10 protein-coding genes are annotated in these 15,119 nt (G+C 65.2%); 8 read left to right on the top strand and 2 right to left on the bottom strand.

The genetic code is table 11. The features are described 5' to 3' along the window. The first annotated feature begins 448 nt into the window (after positions 1–448). Positions 449–5,845 carry an ATP-binding protein gene (locus EII34_RS10295; protein ID WP_124845073.1) on the top strand — a complete coding sequence of 1,799 codons (5,397 nt, stop codon included), beginning with the start codon at positions 449–451 and terminating at the stop codon, positions 5,843–5,845. Positions 5,846–5,884: 39 nt separating this feature from the next. On the opposite strand, the gene EII34_RS10290 is transcribed toward EII34_RS10295, so the two are convergent. Beyond that, positions 5,885–6,631, bottom strand: coding sequence for a hypothetical protein (locus EII34_RS10290; protein ID WP_124845072.1), 747 nt, complete (start codon positions 6,629–6,631; stop codon positions 5,885–5,887). 314 nt (positions 6,632–6,945) lie between these two features. Here EII34_RS10290 and EII34_RS10285 point away from each other — a divergent pair, with 314 nt between their 5' ends. From EII34_RS10285 to EII34_RS10255, 7 genes are all read left to right on the top strand, one after another. Continuing rightward, a complete protein-coding gene (locus tag EII34_RS10285; protein WP_124845071.1) occupies positions 6,946–7,401 on the top strand; it encodes a hypothetical protein in 456 nt (151 codons plus the stop codon). Further along, positions 7,398–7,595, top strand: a complete 198-nt coding sequence (locus EII34_RS10280; RefSeq protein WP_124845070.1) for a helix-turn-helix transcriptional regulator — start codon at positions 7,398–7,400, stop codon at positions 7,593–7,595. The genes EII34_RS10285 and EII34_RS10280 overlap by 4 nt, the downstream gene beginning before the upstream one ends. 30 nt (positions 7,596–7,625) lie before the next feature. Next, positions 7,626–8,213, top strand: a complete 588-nt coding sequence (locus tag EII34_RS10275) for an SMI1/KNR4 family protein (protein WP_124845069.1) — start codon at positions 7,626–7,628, stop codon at positions 8,211–8,213. Between the two features lie 571 nt (positions 8,214–8,784). After that, positions 8,785–9,618 carry a PASTA domain-containing protein gene (locus EII34_RS15985; protein WP_185711289.1) on the top strand — a complete coding sequence of 278 codons (834 nt, stop codon included), beginning with the start codon at positions 8,785–8,787 and terminating at the stop codon, positions 9,616–9,618. Beyond that, positions 9,615–12,134, top strand: a complete 2,520-nt coding sequence (locus tag EII34_RS10265; protein ID WP_124845067.1) for a GDSL-type esterase/lipase family protein — start codon at positions 9,615–9,617, stop codon at positions 12,132–12,134. The genes EII34_RS15985 and EII34_RS10265 overlap by 4 nt, the downstream gene beginning before the upstream one ends. After that, positions 12,134–12,901 carry a hypothetical protein gene (locus EII34_RS10260; RefSeq protein WP_124845066.1) on the top strand — a complete coding sequence of 256 codons (768 nt, stop codon included), beginning with the start codon at positions 12,134–12,136 and terminating at the stop codon, positions 12,899–12,901. Before EII34_RS10265 ends, EII34_RS10260 begins: the two co-directional genes overlap by 1 nt. Before the next feature lie 98 nt (positions 12,902–12,999). Further along, positions 13,000–14,304 carry a hypothetical protein gene (locus tag EII34_RS10255; RefSeq protein ID WP_124845065.1) on the top strand — a complete coding sequence of 435 codons (1,305 nt, stop codon included), beginning with the start codon at positions 13,000–13,002 and terminating at the stop codon, positions 14,302–14,304. Positions 14,305–14,601: 297 nt separating this feature from the next. Here EII34_RS10255 and EII34_RS10250 read toward each other — a convergent pair whose 3' ends face one another. Further along, entirely contained in the window at positions 14,602–15,027 is a 426-nt protein-coding gene (locus EII34_RS10250; protein ID WP_124845064.1) for a DUF3151 domain-containing protein, read from the bottom strand. Positions 15,028–15,119 lie beyond the last annotated feature (92 nt).

Below are 15,119 nucleotides of genomic sequence, written 5' to 3'. Positions count from 1 at the left end.
CCCTCCGTGTGATCCAGCCCGACAAGTTTACAGGAAATCAGCGGGGAGTCCCGGAGGCAACAGGCGTGGTGAAACATTTCAAGAAGGTGAACTGATCGGCGACGGTGTGATGTTTCTCAGCCCCGTCAGGCAGCGCTCATCGAGTGCGACACCCCGTCGCTCCAGGTGGGTTCGAGGTCGACTTCACGACCGCGGGAGCCGTGTCGTACCAACAGTCGGGAAGAGATTGATTGCATTGTGGGTGATCAGGTATGCGTTTTGGCGAGAACATGCCCGACAACTCGCTAAAATGACATAAGGTGTCGATTTGTGGGGTCCCCACAAGATTTCGGGCCGAGATTGAATCCAGAGCGCGATCCGGTGGTGTGAACCCGCAATCCGTGCCGACGGGGTTCCCAGCAGGCCCCTGCGCCTGCAAGAGTCTGGGGGACACCGGATAGGAGGCCCGATGTTTCGACGCATTGCCATCGTGAACCGTGGTGAGGCCGCCATGCGCCTGATCCACGCCGTCCGTGACCTCAACGCGGAGTCCGGCGCGGACCCGATCACCACGATCGCCCTCCACACCGACGCCGAACGCACCGCCATGTTCGCCCGCGAGGCCGACGAGGCCCACCCGATCGGCCCCGCCTCGGCCCGCCCCTACCTCGACCACGACCTGCTGACCCGCGTCCTCGTCGAGGTCCGGGCCGACGCCGTGTGGGTCGGCTGGGGCTTCGTCGCCGAGGACGCCGACTTCGCCGAACGCGTCGAATCCCTCGGCATCACCTTCATCGGTCCCTCGGCCGAGGCCATGCGACGACTCGGCGACAAGATCGGCTCCAAACTGCTGGCCGAGCAGGTCGGGGTGCCCGTCGCCGCCTGGTCCGGCGGTGGCGTCGACACCCTCGACGACGCACTCGCCGCCGCGACACGCATCGGCTATCCGCTCATGCTCAAGGCCACCGCCGGTGGTGGCGGACGCGGCATCCGCCTGGTGGACTCCCCCGAGGCCCTCACCGAGGCCTACCAGCGCACCCGCGACGAGGCGGAGCGCGCCTTCGGCTCCGGCACCGTCTTCCTGGAACGCCTCGTCACCGGCGCCCGCCACGTCGAGGTGCAGCTCATCGCCGACGGCACCACCGCCTGGGCGCTCGGGGTGCGTGACTGCACCGTGCAGCGCCGCAACCAGAAGATCATCGAGGAATCCGCCTCCCCACTGCTGAGCAGCGACCAGACCGACGAGCTGCGTGCCGCCGCCGAACGCCTCGCCGTCGCCGTCGGATACAAGGGAGCAGGCACCGTGGAGTTCCTGTACCAGCCGGACGAGCAGACCTTCGCCTTCCTCGAGGTCAACACCCGCCTCCAGGTGGAGCACCCCATCACCGAGGTCACCTGCGACTTCGACCTGGTCAAGGCACAACTGCGCATCGCCGCAGGTCAGCCGCTCGGGGACCGGCCCGTCGAGTCCGGCCACGCCGTCGAGGCCCGCCTCAACGCCGAGGATCCCGACCGCGACTTCGCGCCCGCCCCCGGCCGCATCGAACGGCTCAGCTTCGGATCAGGCCCCGGGGTGCGCATCGACACCGGTGTGGCGGAGGGTGACGAGATCCCCGCCGACTTCGACTCCATGATCGCCAAGATCATCGCCCACGGCCGCACCCGCGACGAGGCCCTCGCCCGGCTGCGACGGGCACTGACCGACACCAGCGTCGTCATCGCGGGCGGCGCCACCAACAAGTCCTTCGTGCTGGAGCTGCTCGACCAGCCGGAGGTGGTCGGCGCTCCCGGGGTGCGCTGGGCCGACACCTCCTGGATCGACCGCACCCGGGCCGACGGCGGACTCGTGGCCGACCGGTACAGCGAGATCGCGCTGGTCGCCGCCGCGATCGAGGCCTACCAGGAGACTGAACGCCAACAGGTCCAGCGGCTGCTGGAGACCGCCCGTGGCGGCCGCCCCCAGGTCTCCCACGACGCAGGGGCCACCATCGACCTCAAGCTGCGTGGCCGGACCCATCAGTTCACCGTCTCCCGGATCGGCTGGCAGGACTTCCGGGTCCACGACGGTGAACGTGCGGTCCGCGTCACCGTCGAGCACCTCGACCAGGTGCACTCCCGCATCCAGGTGGAGGACCAGCGTCACCGGCTGCTCGTCGCCACCCACGGCCCCATCCACCTCGTCGAGGTCGACGGCGTCACCCACCGCATCTCCCGGGACGAGGGTGGGGTGGTGCGTGCCCCCGCCCCGGCGCTGGTCGTCGCGACCCCCGTCGCCGCCGGTGACGAGGTGGCCGCGGGGGACGTCGTGGTGGTGCTGGAGTCCATGAAGATGGAGACCGCGCTCGTCGCACCGTTCGCCGCCCGCATCCGTGAGGTGCTGGTCAAACCCGGAACCCAGGTGGAGGGTCTCGCCCCGCTGCTCAGGCTGGAACCGGTCGGGGAGATCCACGAGGAGACCACCGGCACCGCCCTCACCCTGCCCGCACCCCGTCGCCTCGACCCGGAGAGCGCCTGGCGGGAGGCCCTCGGTGACCTCACCGGTGTCGTCCTCGGTTTCGACCCCGCCCCGGACGTGCTGGAGCACTACCTGAGTGCCCGTGAGGCCTTCGTCGCCGACGGTGGTGACGTGCTGGGTGCCGAATGCGCCCTGCTGGCGACGTTCTCCGACATCACCGAGCTCGGCCGCAACCGTCCCGCCGGGGAGCAGGCCCGCACCGAGCTGCGTGTCCACTCCGACCGGGAACACCTCCATACCTTCCTCACCACCCTCGACGTCGAACGCGCCGGGCTGCCCGCCACCTTCACCACCCGCCTGTCGCGGGTGCTGGCCCATCACGGCGTCGACTCGCTGGAGCGCAGCCCGCAGCTGGAGGAGGCGGTGTTCCGCATCTTCTGGACCCAGCAGGACAACCGCGCCGGACTCGGGCTGATCCAGGGCATCCTGGAGCGCTGGTTCACCGAGACCGCCCCCACCGGCAGCCGTGCCACACGCGCCCGGGCCCACCTGGAACGCCTCAAGCAGGCCACCCAGCTGCGTCACCCCTTCCTGGCCGACCTGGCACGTTCCGTGCGGTTCCGCTGGTTCGACGAGCCCGTCGTCCAGGCCGAACGCGCCAAGATCTGGAGCCAGATGCTGGACGACGTCGAGTCTCTGGCCGCCGACCCGGGCAGTCCCGACTACGCCGACGGCATCGCCCGGCTCGTCGCGGTGCCGGAGAAGAACGACGTCACCCTCGCGGTGCGACTGGCCCGCGGGGCGCGGGGACCCGAGCCGATGCTGGAGGTCCTGGCCCGCAAGCACTACGGCCCGTTCGGGCTGGAACCGCGGGTCGAGGAGGTCGGGGGACGCCCCGTCCTGGTCGGCGAGTACACCGTCGACGGCCGCACCTCGCAGCTGATCTCCACCCTCGGTGGCAGTGACGAACTGGGGGCCGACGGGCCCATCGCGACGCTGGTCGCGGACCGGGCCGAAGCCGCCGACGTCGTCGTGGAGCTGTACCTCACCCACGACGGCGACGAACCGGAGCTGCGCTCCCGGCTCGGGGCGTGGCTGCCGGATGCGGTGCGACGGGTCGTCGTCGCGCTGTGCAGCCCGGACGGCCAGGTCACCTACGTGACGCTCCGGCGGGGGGAGGGGCTCGTCGAGGACGAGATCATCCGCGACCACCACCCGATGGTCGCCAGACGCCTCGACCTGTGGCGGCTGAGCCACTTCGACCTGGAGCGGCTGCCCGCCCCCGACGACGTGCTGCTGCTGTCGGCCCGGGCGAAGGGCAACGCCAGCGACCACCGGTTCATCGCGATGGCGCAGGTGCGGCAGGAGGCCGTGGTCCGTGACGACGGCGGCCGGGTGGTCGCGGTGCCGTACGTGGAACGGGCCATCGAGCACTGCCTGGAGTCGATCCGTCGGGTCCGCAAGTCGGCGAACCACCTCAACCACGTGTGGGTGCACGTGTGGCCGAGGCTGGAGCTGGACCCGCGCGAGGCCCAGCACCTGCAGCACCGCATCACCCCGCTGACCGAGGCCACCGGCATCGAGGAGGTGGTGGTGCACGGCACCTTCGTCGTCGACGGTGAGTCCCGTGAGCTGGCGGTGCGGTTCCACCGGCTGCTGTCCGGGGCGGTCGGGGTGGAGATCGCGGAGCCCCCGACCGCGCCGCTGCAGCCCCTCGACGACTACCGGGCGAAGGTGCTGCGGGCCCGCAGCCGTGGACTGGTGTACCCGTACGAGTTGGCCGCCACACTGGCGGGCGACGGCGGCAGCGTCGTCGAGCTGGACCTGGACGGGGACCGTCTGGTGCCGGTGGACCGGCCGTCGGGACGCAACACGGCCGGGATCATCTGCGCCCGGGTCACCACCCCGACGCCGCTGCACCCCGAGGGGGTGACCCGGGTCGTGCTGGCCGGGGACCCGACGAAGGGGCTCGGGGCACTGGCGGAGGCGGAGTGCCGCCGGGTGATCGCGGCGCTGGACCTGGCCGAGGAGCTGGGAGTGCCCGTCGAGTGGTACGCGCTGAGCTCCGGGGCGCGCGTGTCGATGACGTCGGGAACCGAGAACATGGACTGGGTCGGCGGGGCGTTGAAGCGGATCGTCGAGTTCACCCAGGCCGGGGGCGAGATCAACATGGTGATCGCGGGCATCACCGTCGGGGCGCAGCCCTACTGGGCGGCCGAGGCGACGATGCTCATGCACACCCGGGGCATCCTGGTGATGACGCCGGACTCGGCGATGGTGCTCACGGGCAAGCAGTCGCTGGACTACTCCGGTGGGGTCTCGGCGGAGGACAACCACGGCATCGGTGGCTACGACCGGGTGATGGGCCCCAACGGGCAGGCCCAGTACTGGGCGCAGGACCTGCCGGGTGCCTTCCGGGTGTTGATGGAGCACTACGACGCGACGTATGTCGCGCCCGGTGAGACCGGGGTGAGGCGGTCGCCGTCGTCGGATCCGGTGGACCGGGACGTGTCGTCGTCGCCGCACGTGCTGCCGGGCTCGGAGTTCGAGACGGTGGGGGAGATCTTCTCCGTCGAGCTCAACCCGGACCGGAAGAAGCCGTTCGACATCCGCAGCGTGATGCGTGCCGTCGTGGATGCGGACGGTCCGCTGACGGAGCGCTGGGCCGGGATGGCCGACGCGGAGACGGCGGTGGTGGCGGATGCCCGGATGGGTGGGGACTCGGTGTGTCTCATCGGGATCGAGTCGCAGCCCGTGGCCAGGGCCGGGTTCCCGCCGTCGGACGGGCCGGAGTCGTACACGGCGGGGACGCTGTTCCCGAGGTCGAGCAAGAAGGTGGCCAGGGCCATCAACGCGGCGTCGGGGAACCGGCCGCTGGTGGTGCTGGCGAACCTGTCGGGCTTCGACGGGTCGCCGGAGTCGATGCGGAACCTGCAGCTGGAGTACGGCGCGGAGATCGGTCGGGCGATCGTCAACTTCGACGGGCCCATCGTCTTCGTCGTGATCTCCCGGTACCACGGGGGTGCGTTCGTGGTGTTCAGCAAGCAGTTGAACGCGAACATGACGGTGCTGGCGTTGGAGGGGTCGTTCGCGTCGGTGCTGGGCGGTGCCCCGGCGGCGGCGGTGGTCTTCGCCGGGGACGTTGCGAAGCGCACGGCGGCCGACCCCAGGGTGGCCGACCTGGAGGGGCAGCTCCGGGAGGCCGTCGGTGAGGAGCGGGCGAGGCTGCAGGTGGAGCTGGACGACGTGCGTTCGACGGTGCGGGCGGAGAAGATCAGCGAGATCGCGGCCGAGTTCGACGCCGTCCACTCGATCCACCGGGCGGTGGAGGTCGGCTCGGTGGACCGGGTGATCTCCGTGGCCGAGCTGCGCCCGTCGATCATCGAGACCATCCGGAGGCACCGGGCGTAGGTCGGGGGCCGTACTCACGGGTCATGCGTGGGATGGCTGTCACTCAGGGACGCGTTCCAAGGGCACGGCCCCTGAGGGCTTCCTGTATCTGTAGGCAGCCAGATCACGTTTCGTTTCACGCAGGATCGCAGACTCCGTAGTGGAAGCCCAGTGAGTCACATCGATGAATGGGGCGACAAGAGCTGCCAACAGTGCTGCGAAAGTCATCAGCAGGGCTTTCCCGCTGGTGACGATTCGGGGACAGCCTTCGCCAACGGTGGGTGACTTCTTGACGTGTGCCACCCAGAGGAAGGTGCCCCCCGCCACAACGATCATCGTGGCAAAGGTGGACAACAGGGGCGTCCGCGGTATCAGCGTGAGTGTGTCCCAGTTCAGCGGAGCCAGCTGGGCTGCGATCATGAGGAGGATCCAGAAAGTACCTGCGGCGCGTGAATACACCAACCCCCTGATCTGGAGATCCACTGAGACGTTGTCCAGGGCGGCGTCGAAGAATGGCTTGGTGATCATCATCAGGAGAAGAACTGCGATGACGAGTACCACCGCGGCGCTTGCCTCGGGAAACGGTCCTGCGTTGAGGAGGGGGATGTGTGAGGTCAGCCAAGTCGCCACGGTGTCTGCGCCGAGCAGATGCACTCCTGCGGCCAGAACCCTGCTCGGCGGTTGCTGAGTCGCGAATGAGATGAGTGTCAGAACGGCGGCGGCGCAGCAGATCAGTTCATAGGCCTGGCTTCCGTCGTGCCGCCAGTCCCGGAGAGTCTTCAGTAGTCCGTTCAACGCTTCGATCATGGAGCCTCCTTGGTGTTCTTCTCCCAGTTTGGCGTTGAGCACTGACATTTCCGCTGGTCGAGCCGGTTCCTGGAACGCAGTGGAGGGAGCCGTGTCGAGACCGGGTGAGGGTTGGCAGGGAGTTCTACGGGGGTCTCGACACGGACGACTCGCTACCGCTCGCGGTCCGGCTCGACCAGCGGAGAAGTGGCGGGTGGAGCAGGATCTCGGCTGCCGGGTCGTCGGGCACGAGAACCTTGTGTCAAGCTCGCTTGACTGTCAAGGGAGCTTGACTGTAAAGTCTCCTGTACATTCCGACGGTGAGGAGGCCTGAGATGTCGAACGAGCAGAAGCAGTACCGGTGGGGACGTTCCCGCTTCGGAGGAGTCCCGACGATGCGCATCGCCATCCCGGTGGGGGTGGTCCTGGGCATGGCGTACGGGGTCGGGCATGTGGTGGTGAACAACCCCGACGGCCCGCTGAAGTGGGTCGCAGGGCTCATCTACGGGATGTTCTTGGCCCCGCTCGTCGTTGCTCTGGTGGCGGTGCTCGTCGTCGATCGTTCGACGGTGAAGGGAGCGGTGAAGCGCCCTGAGGTCTCCATCGAGAACCACTGGTACGGGCGGGCTGCGACCGTCGCGTTCCATGTGACCCTCGTGGTTGTCGGGGCCGCTTCCCTCGTGGCCACCTGGGCCGGGCATGTGGTGATCTCCCAGGTCTTGGTAGGGGTGCTGGTGGTCCTGGGTGGCAGCTTCGGTGTGGCCTACCTCTTCCAGAAGGCGCGGTCGTGAGGAACCGGGTGGCCGAGCTGCGGCAGGCGCAGGGGCTGTCGCAGCAGCGGTTCGCGGATCTGCTGGGCGTGAGCCGGCAGACGGTGATCTCCATCGAGAAAGGACGTTTCGACCCGTCGTTGCCACTGGCCTTCCAGATCGCGTCGGCCTTCGAGCTCAGGATCGAGGACATCTTCACCCCTGAAGATCGCTAGGCTGAAGGTCCGAGACGACGAGGAGGACCCATGCAGTTCGAGGAGTTCCACGACCGACTCTGGAAGATCCTGGATCCCGTCGATGAGAACGCCTTCGAACCCATCTGTGCGGAACCGGCCAGTGACGAGGCGGTCCAGGCCGTGGCGGGTCTCGTCGGGGCGCAGCTGCCCGAATGGCTGGTGAGGTTCTGCCAGCGCACCAACGGGCTGTTCATCGAGGCCAGGGAGGAGGTCTGGCCGTACAGCAAGGAGTTCGACATCGCCCCGGCCTGGACCTTCTGGCGGGGACTGGTGCTGCTGGGGATCGAGCACGAGACCCTGCCGGACTGGGCCACCATCTCGCGGGCCTGGGAGTGGCTGCTGGACTGGGGCGTCACGGATGTGCTGCCGCTGCTCAAGGTCGACGGCGATGCCGACCGTCTCTGGGGCCTGCGGATCAGGGCGGGCGAGGTGCTGGACGAGGTGGTCGAGGTCATCGACGGCCAGGTACGGGTGCTCGAGGGCACCTTCCTGGACCTCTACGAGACCCAGATCGCCGAACTGATGACGCGGCAGAAGGACATGGTGAAACTCCTGCCCAAGGAACGAGCCCGCAGGGCCCGCAGACGAGGAGCCTGAGCCGAGACGGGCGGCGGGGGTCGAGCATCGGTGACGGCCAGTCCATGGACTGGGGCAACGTTCATGCTCGTGGGAATGAGTGGAGGCCATGTGGTCTGAGCCAGTATGTTCCGATAGTGTGAAGCCATCAAGGTCGGCGCAGTTGTCGGCGGTTGTTTCACGAGGGCGGAGGATGATGATGTCTGATCAACCAGCAGGTTCGTCGCCGGATGCTAAGGGTCGCGGAGCGCAACAAGCCAGATCAGATGGCCCGATACTTCCAGTTCGGCCGGGCAAAGAAGACTCTCAGCAGCACGCATCTGTGGCCGATGTGCAAGGTAGTGACACGACTCAGATTGTTGAGCAATCAACCAGCGTGTCAGGTTCGGCAACGAAGGAACGAAAAAGAAAATTCTGGTCAGTCAACAGAAGCGGAGGTGTTGGGAAGAAAGCGAAGACGAGAACTGCCCTTCGGAAGATCTCGCTCGCAGCTTTCGCTCTCTGGACGGTTTCCTGCCTCGCTTTGGGGGTCATTCTGGGATGGGGTGTACATGACCGTGTTCAGGCAGGACGGACCACTGCTGGGCCCAGTGTGATCGAGATTCCGGCATTGGAGCAGTCGGATGGGTTCGCGATGCCTGACCTGCGAGGGTTACCGTTGCCGGATGCGAAACAGGTCATTGTCGACGGCGGGGCGGACGTTGACCTGATTGATGTGTTGGAGGTTGAGTGGGGTGGCCAGGCTGGCTTGGTCATCTCTCAGGATCCGGTGTCGGGTGAGCAGGTTGCTGCACGAATCCAGCTCCAAGTCAGCAAACAGGCGACGATGCCGGATCTGGTCGGGATGAGCGAGCTTGAAGCAGTGGATCGACTCAAGACATTGGGCGTGGAGGCTGTTGTGGAGCAGCGGTTCGATCTGGCGGCACGCACAGGCACGGTCCTCGAGGCCAGTGTGTCGGCTGGTGAAGTCCTTCCGGCGGTGGTCAATCTTGTGGTTGCACAGCCTGGTGCCGCTGTTTACTTGGCGCAGTTGAAGATGGCGGATGGTGGCTGCTCGGGCAGGGACGGCAGGATCAATGGTCGGGGGTACCCGAACTCCACTGAATGTCGTTCGGGTACCAGTCAAAATCCGTCAACTGGCGTGTGGTTGCTGGACAGGAAGGTGCATCAGCTGACCGGTGTTATCGGTGTGGATGACAGGGGAAAGGTTGATGCTGCTGTCCAGGTGATCATCACTGGAGATGGGAAAGAGCTGGTCAATGCAACGGCAACCTATGCCAATCCTGTTGAGGTGTCAGTGTCTGTCAAAGATGTTCTGAGGCTGGAGATCGCAGTGATCTCAGAAAAGCAAAGTTCAGCAATGCTTGGGGACATGCTGGTCAAGGGTATCCCTGAGGAGATCGAGACCTTGGAGAAGCGGCGATGAAGACCAAGGCGTTGACTCTCTTCTTGCTGGCGCTCCTTGCCATGACTGTTCTCGCTCCACAGAAGGTGGCGTTTGCTGATGAACAGCCGCTGGTGATTGTCTTCGATGTCTCGGGTTCGATGGCTGAACAGGACTCCTCGGGAACTGTCAAGCTTGAAACGGCAAAACGAGCCATGGCTGACCTTGTGCAAGGGCGCAAAGGTCTTCCAGTTGGTCTGTGGACCTATCCTGGAGGTGCTTCAGAGGATGGCTGCATGCCTGGTGGCTGGGTGGAGAATCTTTCGCCACAAGAACATCCGGATGTGACGGATGTGACGGCCCAGATTCAACTGCTCACTGCGAATGGTGACACCCCGACAGGTCCTGCGTTGAAGAATGTTGCTGATTCGCTCAAGGATCAAGGGTATGACAAGGCTACCATCGTCTTGGTGTCCGATGGCAAGGCCAACTGTGGGCCTCCACCGTGCGAGGTGGCGCAGGAAGTGGTCAATTCTGGATTCGATCTGACCGTGGCTGCGGTTGCCTTCGACATCGAAGAGGGTGGGCAGGGTGAACTCCAGTGCATCGCAAATGTGACCGGTGGGACCTATGCCGACGCCAAGGAGGCCGGTGAGCTGGCCAAGGAGTTGGAAGCGCTTCAACCTGCAAAACTCAAGCTGACAGTTGCTGCTCCAGAAATTGTGCAAGCCGGAGAACTGATCCACTTCCGGGTCAGCATCCACAACCCTGGCAGTGAATCCGTGTCTGATGCAAGCCTGTTGTTGTCCATGAGTGATTCAACGCTTGTTCCCTTCGTGCCCGCACCTCACAAGCGCTTGGAAGCGATACCGCCTGGGAAGACCGTCACCAAGCTGTGGACGGTGGGAACTCGAAGCGGACTCACCGGCTCCGTGGACTGGGCCGTGTTGGCTGGCTCCCGCCGCTTGGGAGCAGTCTCGGAGAAGGGCACAGTGAAGTTGACCAACGATCCCTTGAAGCGATCTGATGGAGGAGCAGTGCTCGCTGAACGTACGGGAAGCCCTGTGGTTCTTGGCGACTCCTACAGTTCTGGAGAAGGAGCTGGTGATTACCTGCCCGAGGAGGAAGGGATGGTGTGTCACCGTTCGAAGAATGCCTACGGCAAGGCTCTTGATGACGACACGACAATCTTGGCCTGTTCCGGGGCCACGCGTTATGAGATGACTGGTTTCATACGCCATGAAAAGCAGCCGAATCAGATAGGTCTCCTTGCTGGTGAAGGTGTTCCTGACATGGTATTGTTGACTATTGGTGGAAATGATATCGGGTTTGCTGACATAGTGCTTCAGTGCTTCTTGGCGGACTGCGCCAACAATGGGGCAGAATTCAAGGAGTACTCTCGTCGAATACAATCTCTTCCAGGTTACGCCAAGACATACCAAGAAATTTCCAAGATGATTAATTCTCCGGAGATGGTGTCTGCGCGAGGTGGCGTGTATGCTCCGATTATCGTCTCACCCTACCCAAATCCCTTGTGGGACAAGAGTCGAGGGAAGTGTAACGGGGCGCAATGGTGGGAGGGAGAACTTGCTGAGCTGGAGCAGCTGGTTTCGTGGGAAAAATTATCTTCCATGGACTGGGTGGATTCGTCGAAGATTGGTTTCTCTAGGGATGAAATCGCGGCGAGTGAGCTAATTCTAGGTGCTTTGAATGCTAAGATTGAACGCAGCGTGAAAGAGGCGGCCGATGCTGGTTACCCAGTATTCTATGCAGATTCGGTGCGCGACTTTGCTGTTGGCCACAGCATCTGTGAAGCAGACTCATATTTCGTCCGTCTTACCGTTACTGATGCAGGGTGGCGCGGTCTAAGCGACTTCATGACGAAGGCCAAACAGGAGATGTTCCATCCCAACAAGGAAGGGCATCGAGCATGGGCAAACCGATTGATCACATGGTCTCAGAGGGTCCCCGTGAATCCAGATGTCGAGCTCCCGAAGGAAGAGCCTGAATCCCTGACGGATCGGCTGATTCGTATGGTTCAGCAACCTGTGATCGTCAACAGTGTGATTCTTGATCCCATTCTGTTCCCGCCCAAGGAATCGGGCGAGCTGGTGGTCAGCGAGACCGTTGTTCCTGTGACAACCACTGGTGAGGTGACCGTCCGCCTCACCGGTCTCATGCCGGGGACCAATGTGCGTATCACGGTCGAATCAGAGTCACAGTTGCTCGCCTCGCCGCAAGTCGATGAGGATGGAACCATCGAGGCGACTGTCACCCTTCCAGAACTCTCGGCTGGCCAACACCACTTGGTTCTTGAGGGTTATGATGAGACGTACGCACTCGTTGGACTCCGTGTTCCTCTGCGAGTCGACTCGGGCGTGCCGATCTGGGTTCTAGTGCTCACTGTGGTTGGCGTCCTGGGCCTGCTTGGTACGGGAGTCATGATGATGAAGCGAAGGAAGTTGCGTGCAACCGGCTCATCATTGATGCCGATGAGTGAGTCCTCTGAACCGACTGCTGGTGACGATGACCCTGACTTGAGTGAGGAAGGAAAATGATGAGCGAACAGATGTCCAAACCCTCGAAGTGGATGATCCCTTCGATGGTGGTCGTCGCCGCCATCGTCGTCCTGGCCATCTTCGTGATCGTCTCCAACCTCGGAGCGCGTACCGAGCCTGCCGCAAGCACGCCTGCAGCGTCCACCCCAGCCACTGACGCCGCACCCACATCCGAGGCCGCCACCCCAGCAGCTTCAGAAAGCGCTGCTGATAGTGGGGCCAGTTGGTGCGGCCTCACCGCCGTGGAGATGACCGGAACCCTCACCGAAGCCCCAAACTCGACCTGGACACGCTTCGGCACCACTTGGGTGCCAGCGGTGGATGGGCACGGTCCCGCCGTCATCGATGACGACGGCTACCGCCACTGCTATGCCCGCACCCCCACCGGAGCGGTCCTTGCCCTCGCAAACTACAGGGCGATTCCTCAGCAGCTTTCTGATGCGTTGGATGAGAAGTTCGTCAGGACTGGGGTTGCTCCGGGTCCTGGGCGAGATGCAGGGTTGGAGAAGTTGAAGCAGCCCTCGACTGAGACTCCACGGGAGCCGGAGAGTTTTCAGACCGTCGCGTTTCGTATCTTGACCTATGACGGGAGCTCGGCCCTGGTGGAGACGGTGAGCCAGAGCTCGAAGGGCTACAAACTGGCCTGGGCTGTCCATCTTGTCTGGGTCGAGGGAGACTGGAAAATCCTGCCATCGGATGATGGGAATGATCTGACGGAGCCGACCTTGGTCAGGAGCCTTGACGGCTACATCCCCTGGGGGCCATGAGATGTGTCGTGTTTTTATTGATGATGAGTGTAAGGGCGTTATTCATGTGGGCTATTTGTGCGTCTAAAGCACTTCCTTGATGGGGCATCGACTGCTTCATGAGAGAATGGGTCGCCCACGGGCTGCTCGATGCGGCTGAGCGTTCCCGCTCCATCACCCCGGCCGTCGTGTCCCGGTTGGCCGAGTTCCTCACCAGCGGTGAGGAGGTGGGTGAGTACGACTTCGACCTGCTGCTGAGGTTGCCCCGCACCCCTGAGGTGCTCGACGCGATCGACCTCGCCGCGCCGCGGTTCGACGGCGAGATCCTCCTCAGCCAGCCGCACCCCAGCGCCGCCCTCGTCCTCGCCAAGGCCGGTGATCCCCGGTGGGAGCGGCATGCGGAAACCGCGATCCGCTGGGCGCTGGAGCATCGGGACGAGGCAGAGGACACCGAGCTGTACGCGTCGGAGGACACCGATGTGCACTCGCCGTTGGGGACCGCCCTGGCGGAGGCCGGTGTGGTTCCGGGGCGGGAACTCGCGACGTTGATCGGTGAGGCGCTGGAGGTCCTCGACCCTCAGGGCGAGGAGTTCACGTGGTGGAGCATGGCGCGGTGGGCGGCGACCTGGCCTGCCGAGCTGCAGGAACCGCTGCGGGCCGCCGCGACACGGCGGGACCCGCTCAACCCGCACTGGGCCGACTCCCAGGCGGATCTGCAACGCATCCGCGACGAGGCCGAGGACACCCGCGACCTCATCGCCCTCGCCCGGCACACCGGGCTTCTCGACGACTGGCTCGCCGCCCTGGCCGCCACCGAGGGCAGGCACCACGAGGACGTCGATGAGCAGTTCCCGGAGCGTGACCATCCGCGACTCGTCGCCTGGTGGCAGGGCATCCTCACGGACAGTGACCACGAGCAGGAGCAGGTGGCGGCGCTGAAGGGGCTCGTCGAGGCGGGGGCCATGTCCGTCGCCGAGGGCTGGGACCGCGTCGTCGGGCTCGTCACGCCGGAGAACCACCTCGTCGGTGACGCCGCCCGGGTGGCGTCGGAATGGAGTGACCGCGTCGATGACACCGCCCGGGCAGGGCTGGTGGAACGGTTGGCGACGGTGGTGGCCGAGGCGCAGTACGACCGGGCCGAGTGCGGGGCCGTGATGCTCCGGCTGGGCGGGCAGTGGCCGCTGTCGCCGGAGGACACCGCCACCATGGTGATCCGCGACCTGCTCACCAACCACAAGGGGCCGGACCACGCCGTGGCGCTGTGCGGGCTGCTCAGGGACCAGGAACCGGAGGCCATGGAGCAGCTGAGGACCCGGATGCGCTCACTGCTGGACGACGACCGGCGGCTCGCCCCGTCGATCCGGGAGGACGAGGCGAAACAGGCCGCGCTACGTCGCTGCCTGGGGGTACTCGAACAGGGTTGAGCGGGTCGTCGGGGACCCGGCCCACGAGCGGGCCAGCGGAGGTCGGACCGCCTGAGCCCGCTCCTTTTCCTCCATTGGTCGAGCCCTCCGCAGGCCGCGGACCCCGTGTGAGCAGTAGTGGAAAGGGCGGCGCGAACAATTGGCTCAGCCCCGTGAGGCCCCTTTCGGCTCGCCTGTCTTGTCTCGGGTTCGCCTGTGTTGGATGTGGCTCGCCTGCCTTAACAGCGGCTCGCCTGTCCAACTAGACAGGCGATTTGAAACAAGGCAGGCGTTTCCGACTCAAGGCAGGCGAACCGGTCATGCCCCGGCGAGTTCCTGCCAGGCCGTCTCGGAGGAGTCGCGGAGGAACTGGGCGCAGCGCTGCTGCTCGTCGGTCTCGCCGATCCGGCCCGCCGCGACGCTCAGCGCCCACAGGCTCCGCAGGAAACCGCGGTTCGGTTCGTGCTCCCACGGCACGTGTCCCGAACCCTTCCAGCCGTTGCGACGCAGCTGGTCGAGGCCGCGGTGGTAGCCGGTGCGGGCGTAGGCGTAGGCGGCGAGGGTGCTGCTGAGGGTGTCCTCGGCCAGACTCCGCTCGGCGAGCAGCGCCCAGCACAGCGACGACGACGGGTACGAGGCGGCCGCCTCCAGCAGGTCACCCTGCGTGATGAGGGCAGCGGCGGGGTCGGCAGGCAGGTGGACGACCACGTCGGAGGCCATGAGGTTCGGATGCGTCCCAGTCATGGCCCAAGCTTAGGGCCTTCCGCCTCACGCTCCGGGGCTCGACCAGCGGACAGGGGACTCGCCCGGCGGCGGAGACGGGCAGGAATCGCGGA

Origin of the sequence: Arachnia propionica (assembly GCF_003859805.1) — a bacterium.
Taxonomy (GTDB): Bacteria; Actinomycetota; Actinomycetes; order Propionibacteriales; family Propionibacteriaceae; genus Arachnia; species Arachnia propionica_C.
This window is presented reverse-complemented; position numbering and strand designations above follow the sequence as displayed.

Bases quoted from the DNA above. Each gene is read 5' to 3' on its own strand.
- EII34_RS10295 (WP_124845073.1), top strand. From the start codon at position 449: ATGTTTCGACGCATTGCCATCGTGAACCGTGGTGAGGCCGCCATGCGC.
- EII34_RS10290 (WP_124845072.1), bottom strand. From the start codon at position 6,631: ATGATCGAAGCGTTGAACGGACTACTGAAGACTCTCCGGGACTGGCGG.
- EII34_RS10285 (WP_124845071.1), top strand. From the start codon at position 6,946: ATGTCGAACGAGCAGAAGCAGTACCGGTGGGGACGTTCCCGCTTCGGA.
- EII34_RS10275 (WP_124845069.1), top strand. From the start codon at position 7,626: ATGCAGTTCGAGGAGTTCCACGACCGACTCTGGAAGATCCTGGATCCC.
- EII34_RS10265 (WP_124845067.1), top strand. From the start codon at position 9,615: ATGAAGACCAAGGCGTTGACTCTCTTCTTGCTGGCGCTCCTTGCCATG.
- EII34_RS10260 (WP_124845066.1), top strand. From the start codon at position 12,134: ATGAGCGAACAGATGTCCAAACCCTCGAAGTGGATGATCCCTTCGATG.
- EII34_RS10255 (WP_124845065.1), top strand. From the start codon at position 13,000: ATGAGAGAATGGGTCGCCCACGGGCTGCTCGATGCGGCTGAGCGTTCC.
- EII34_RS10250 (WP_124845064.1), bottom strand. From the start codon at position 15,027: ATGACTGGGACGCATCCGAACCTCATGGCCTCCGACGTGGTCGTCCAC.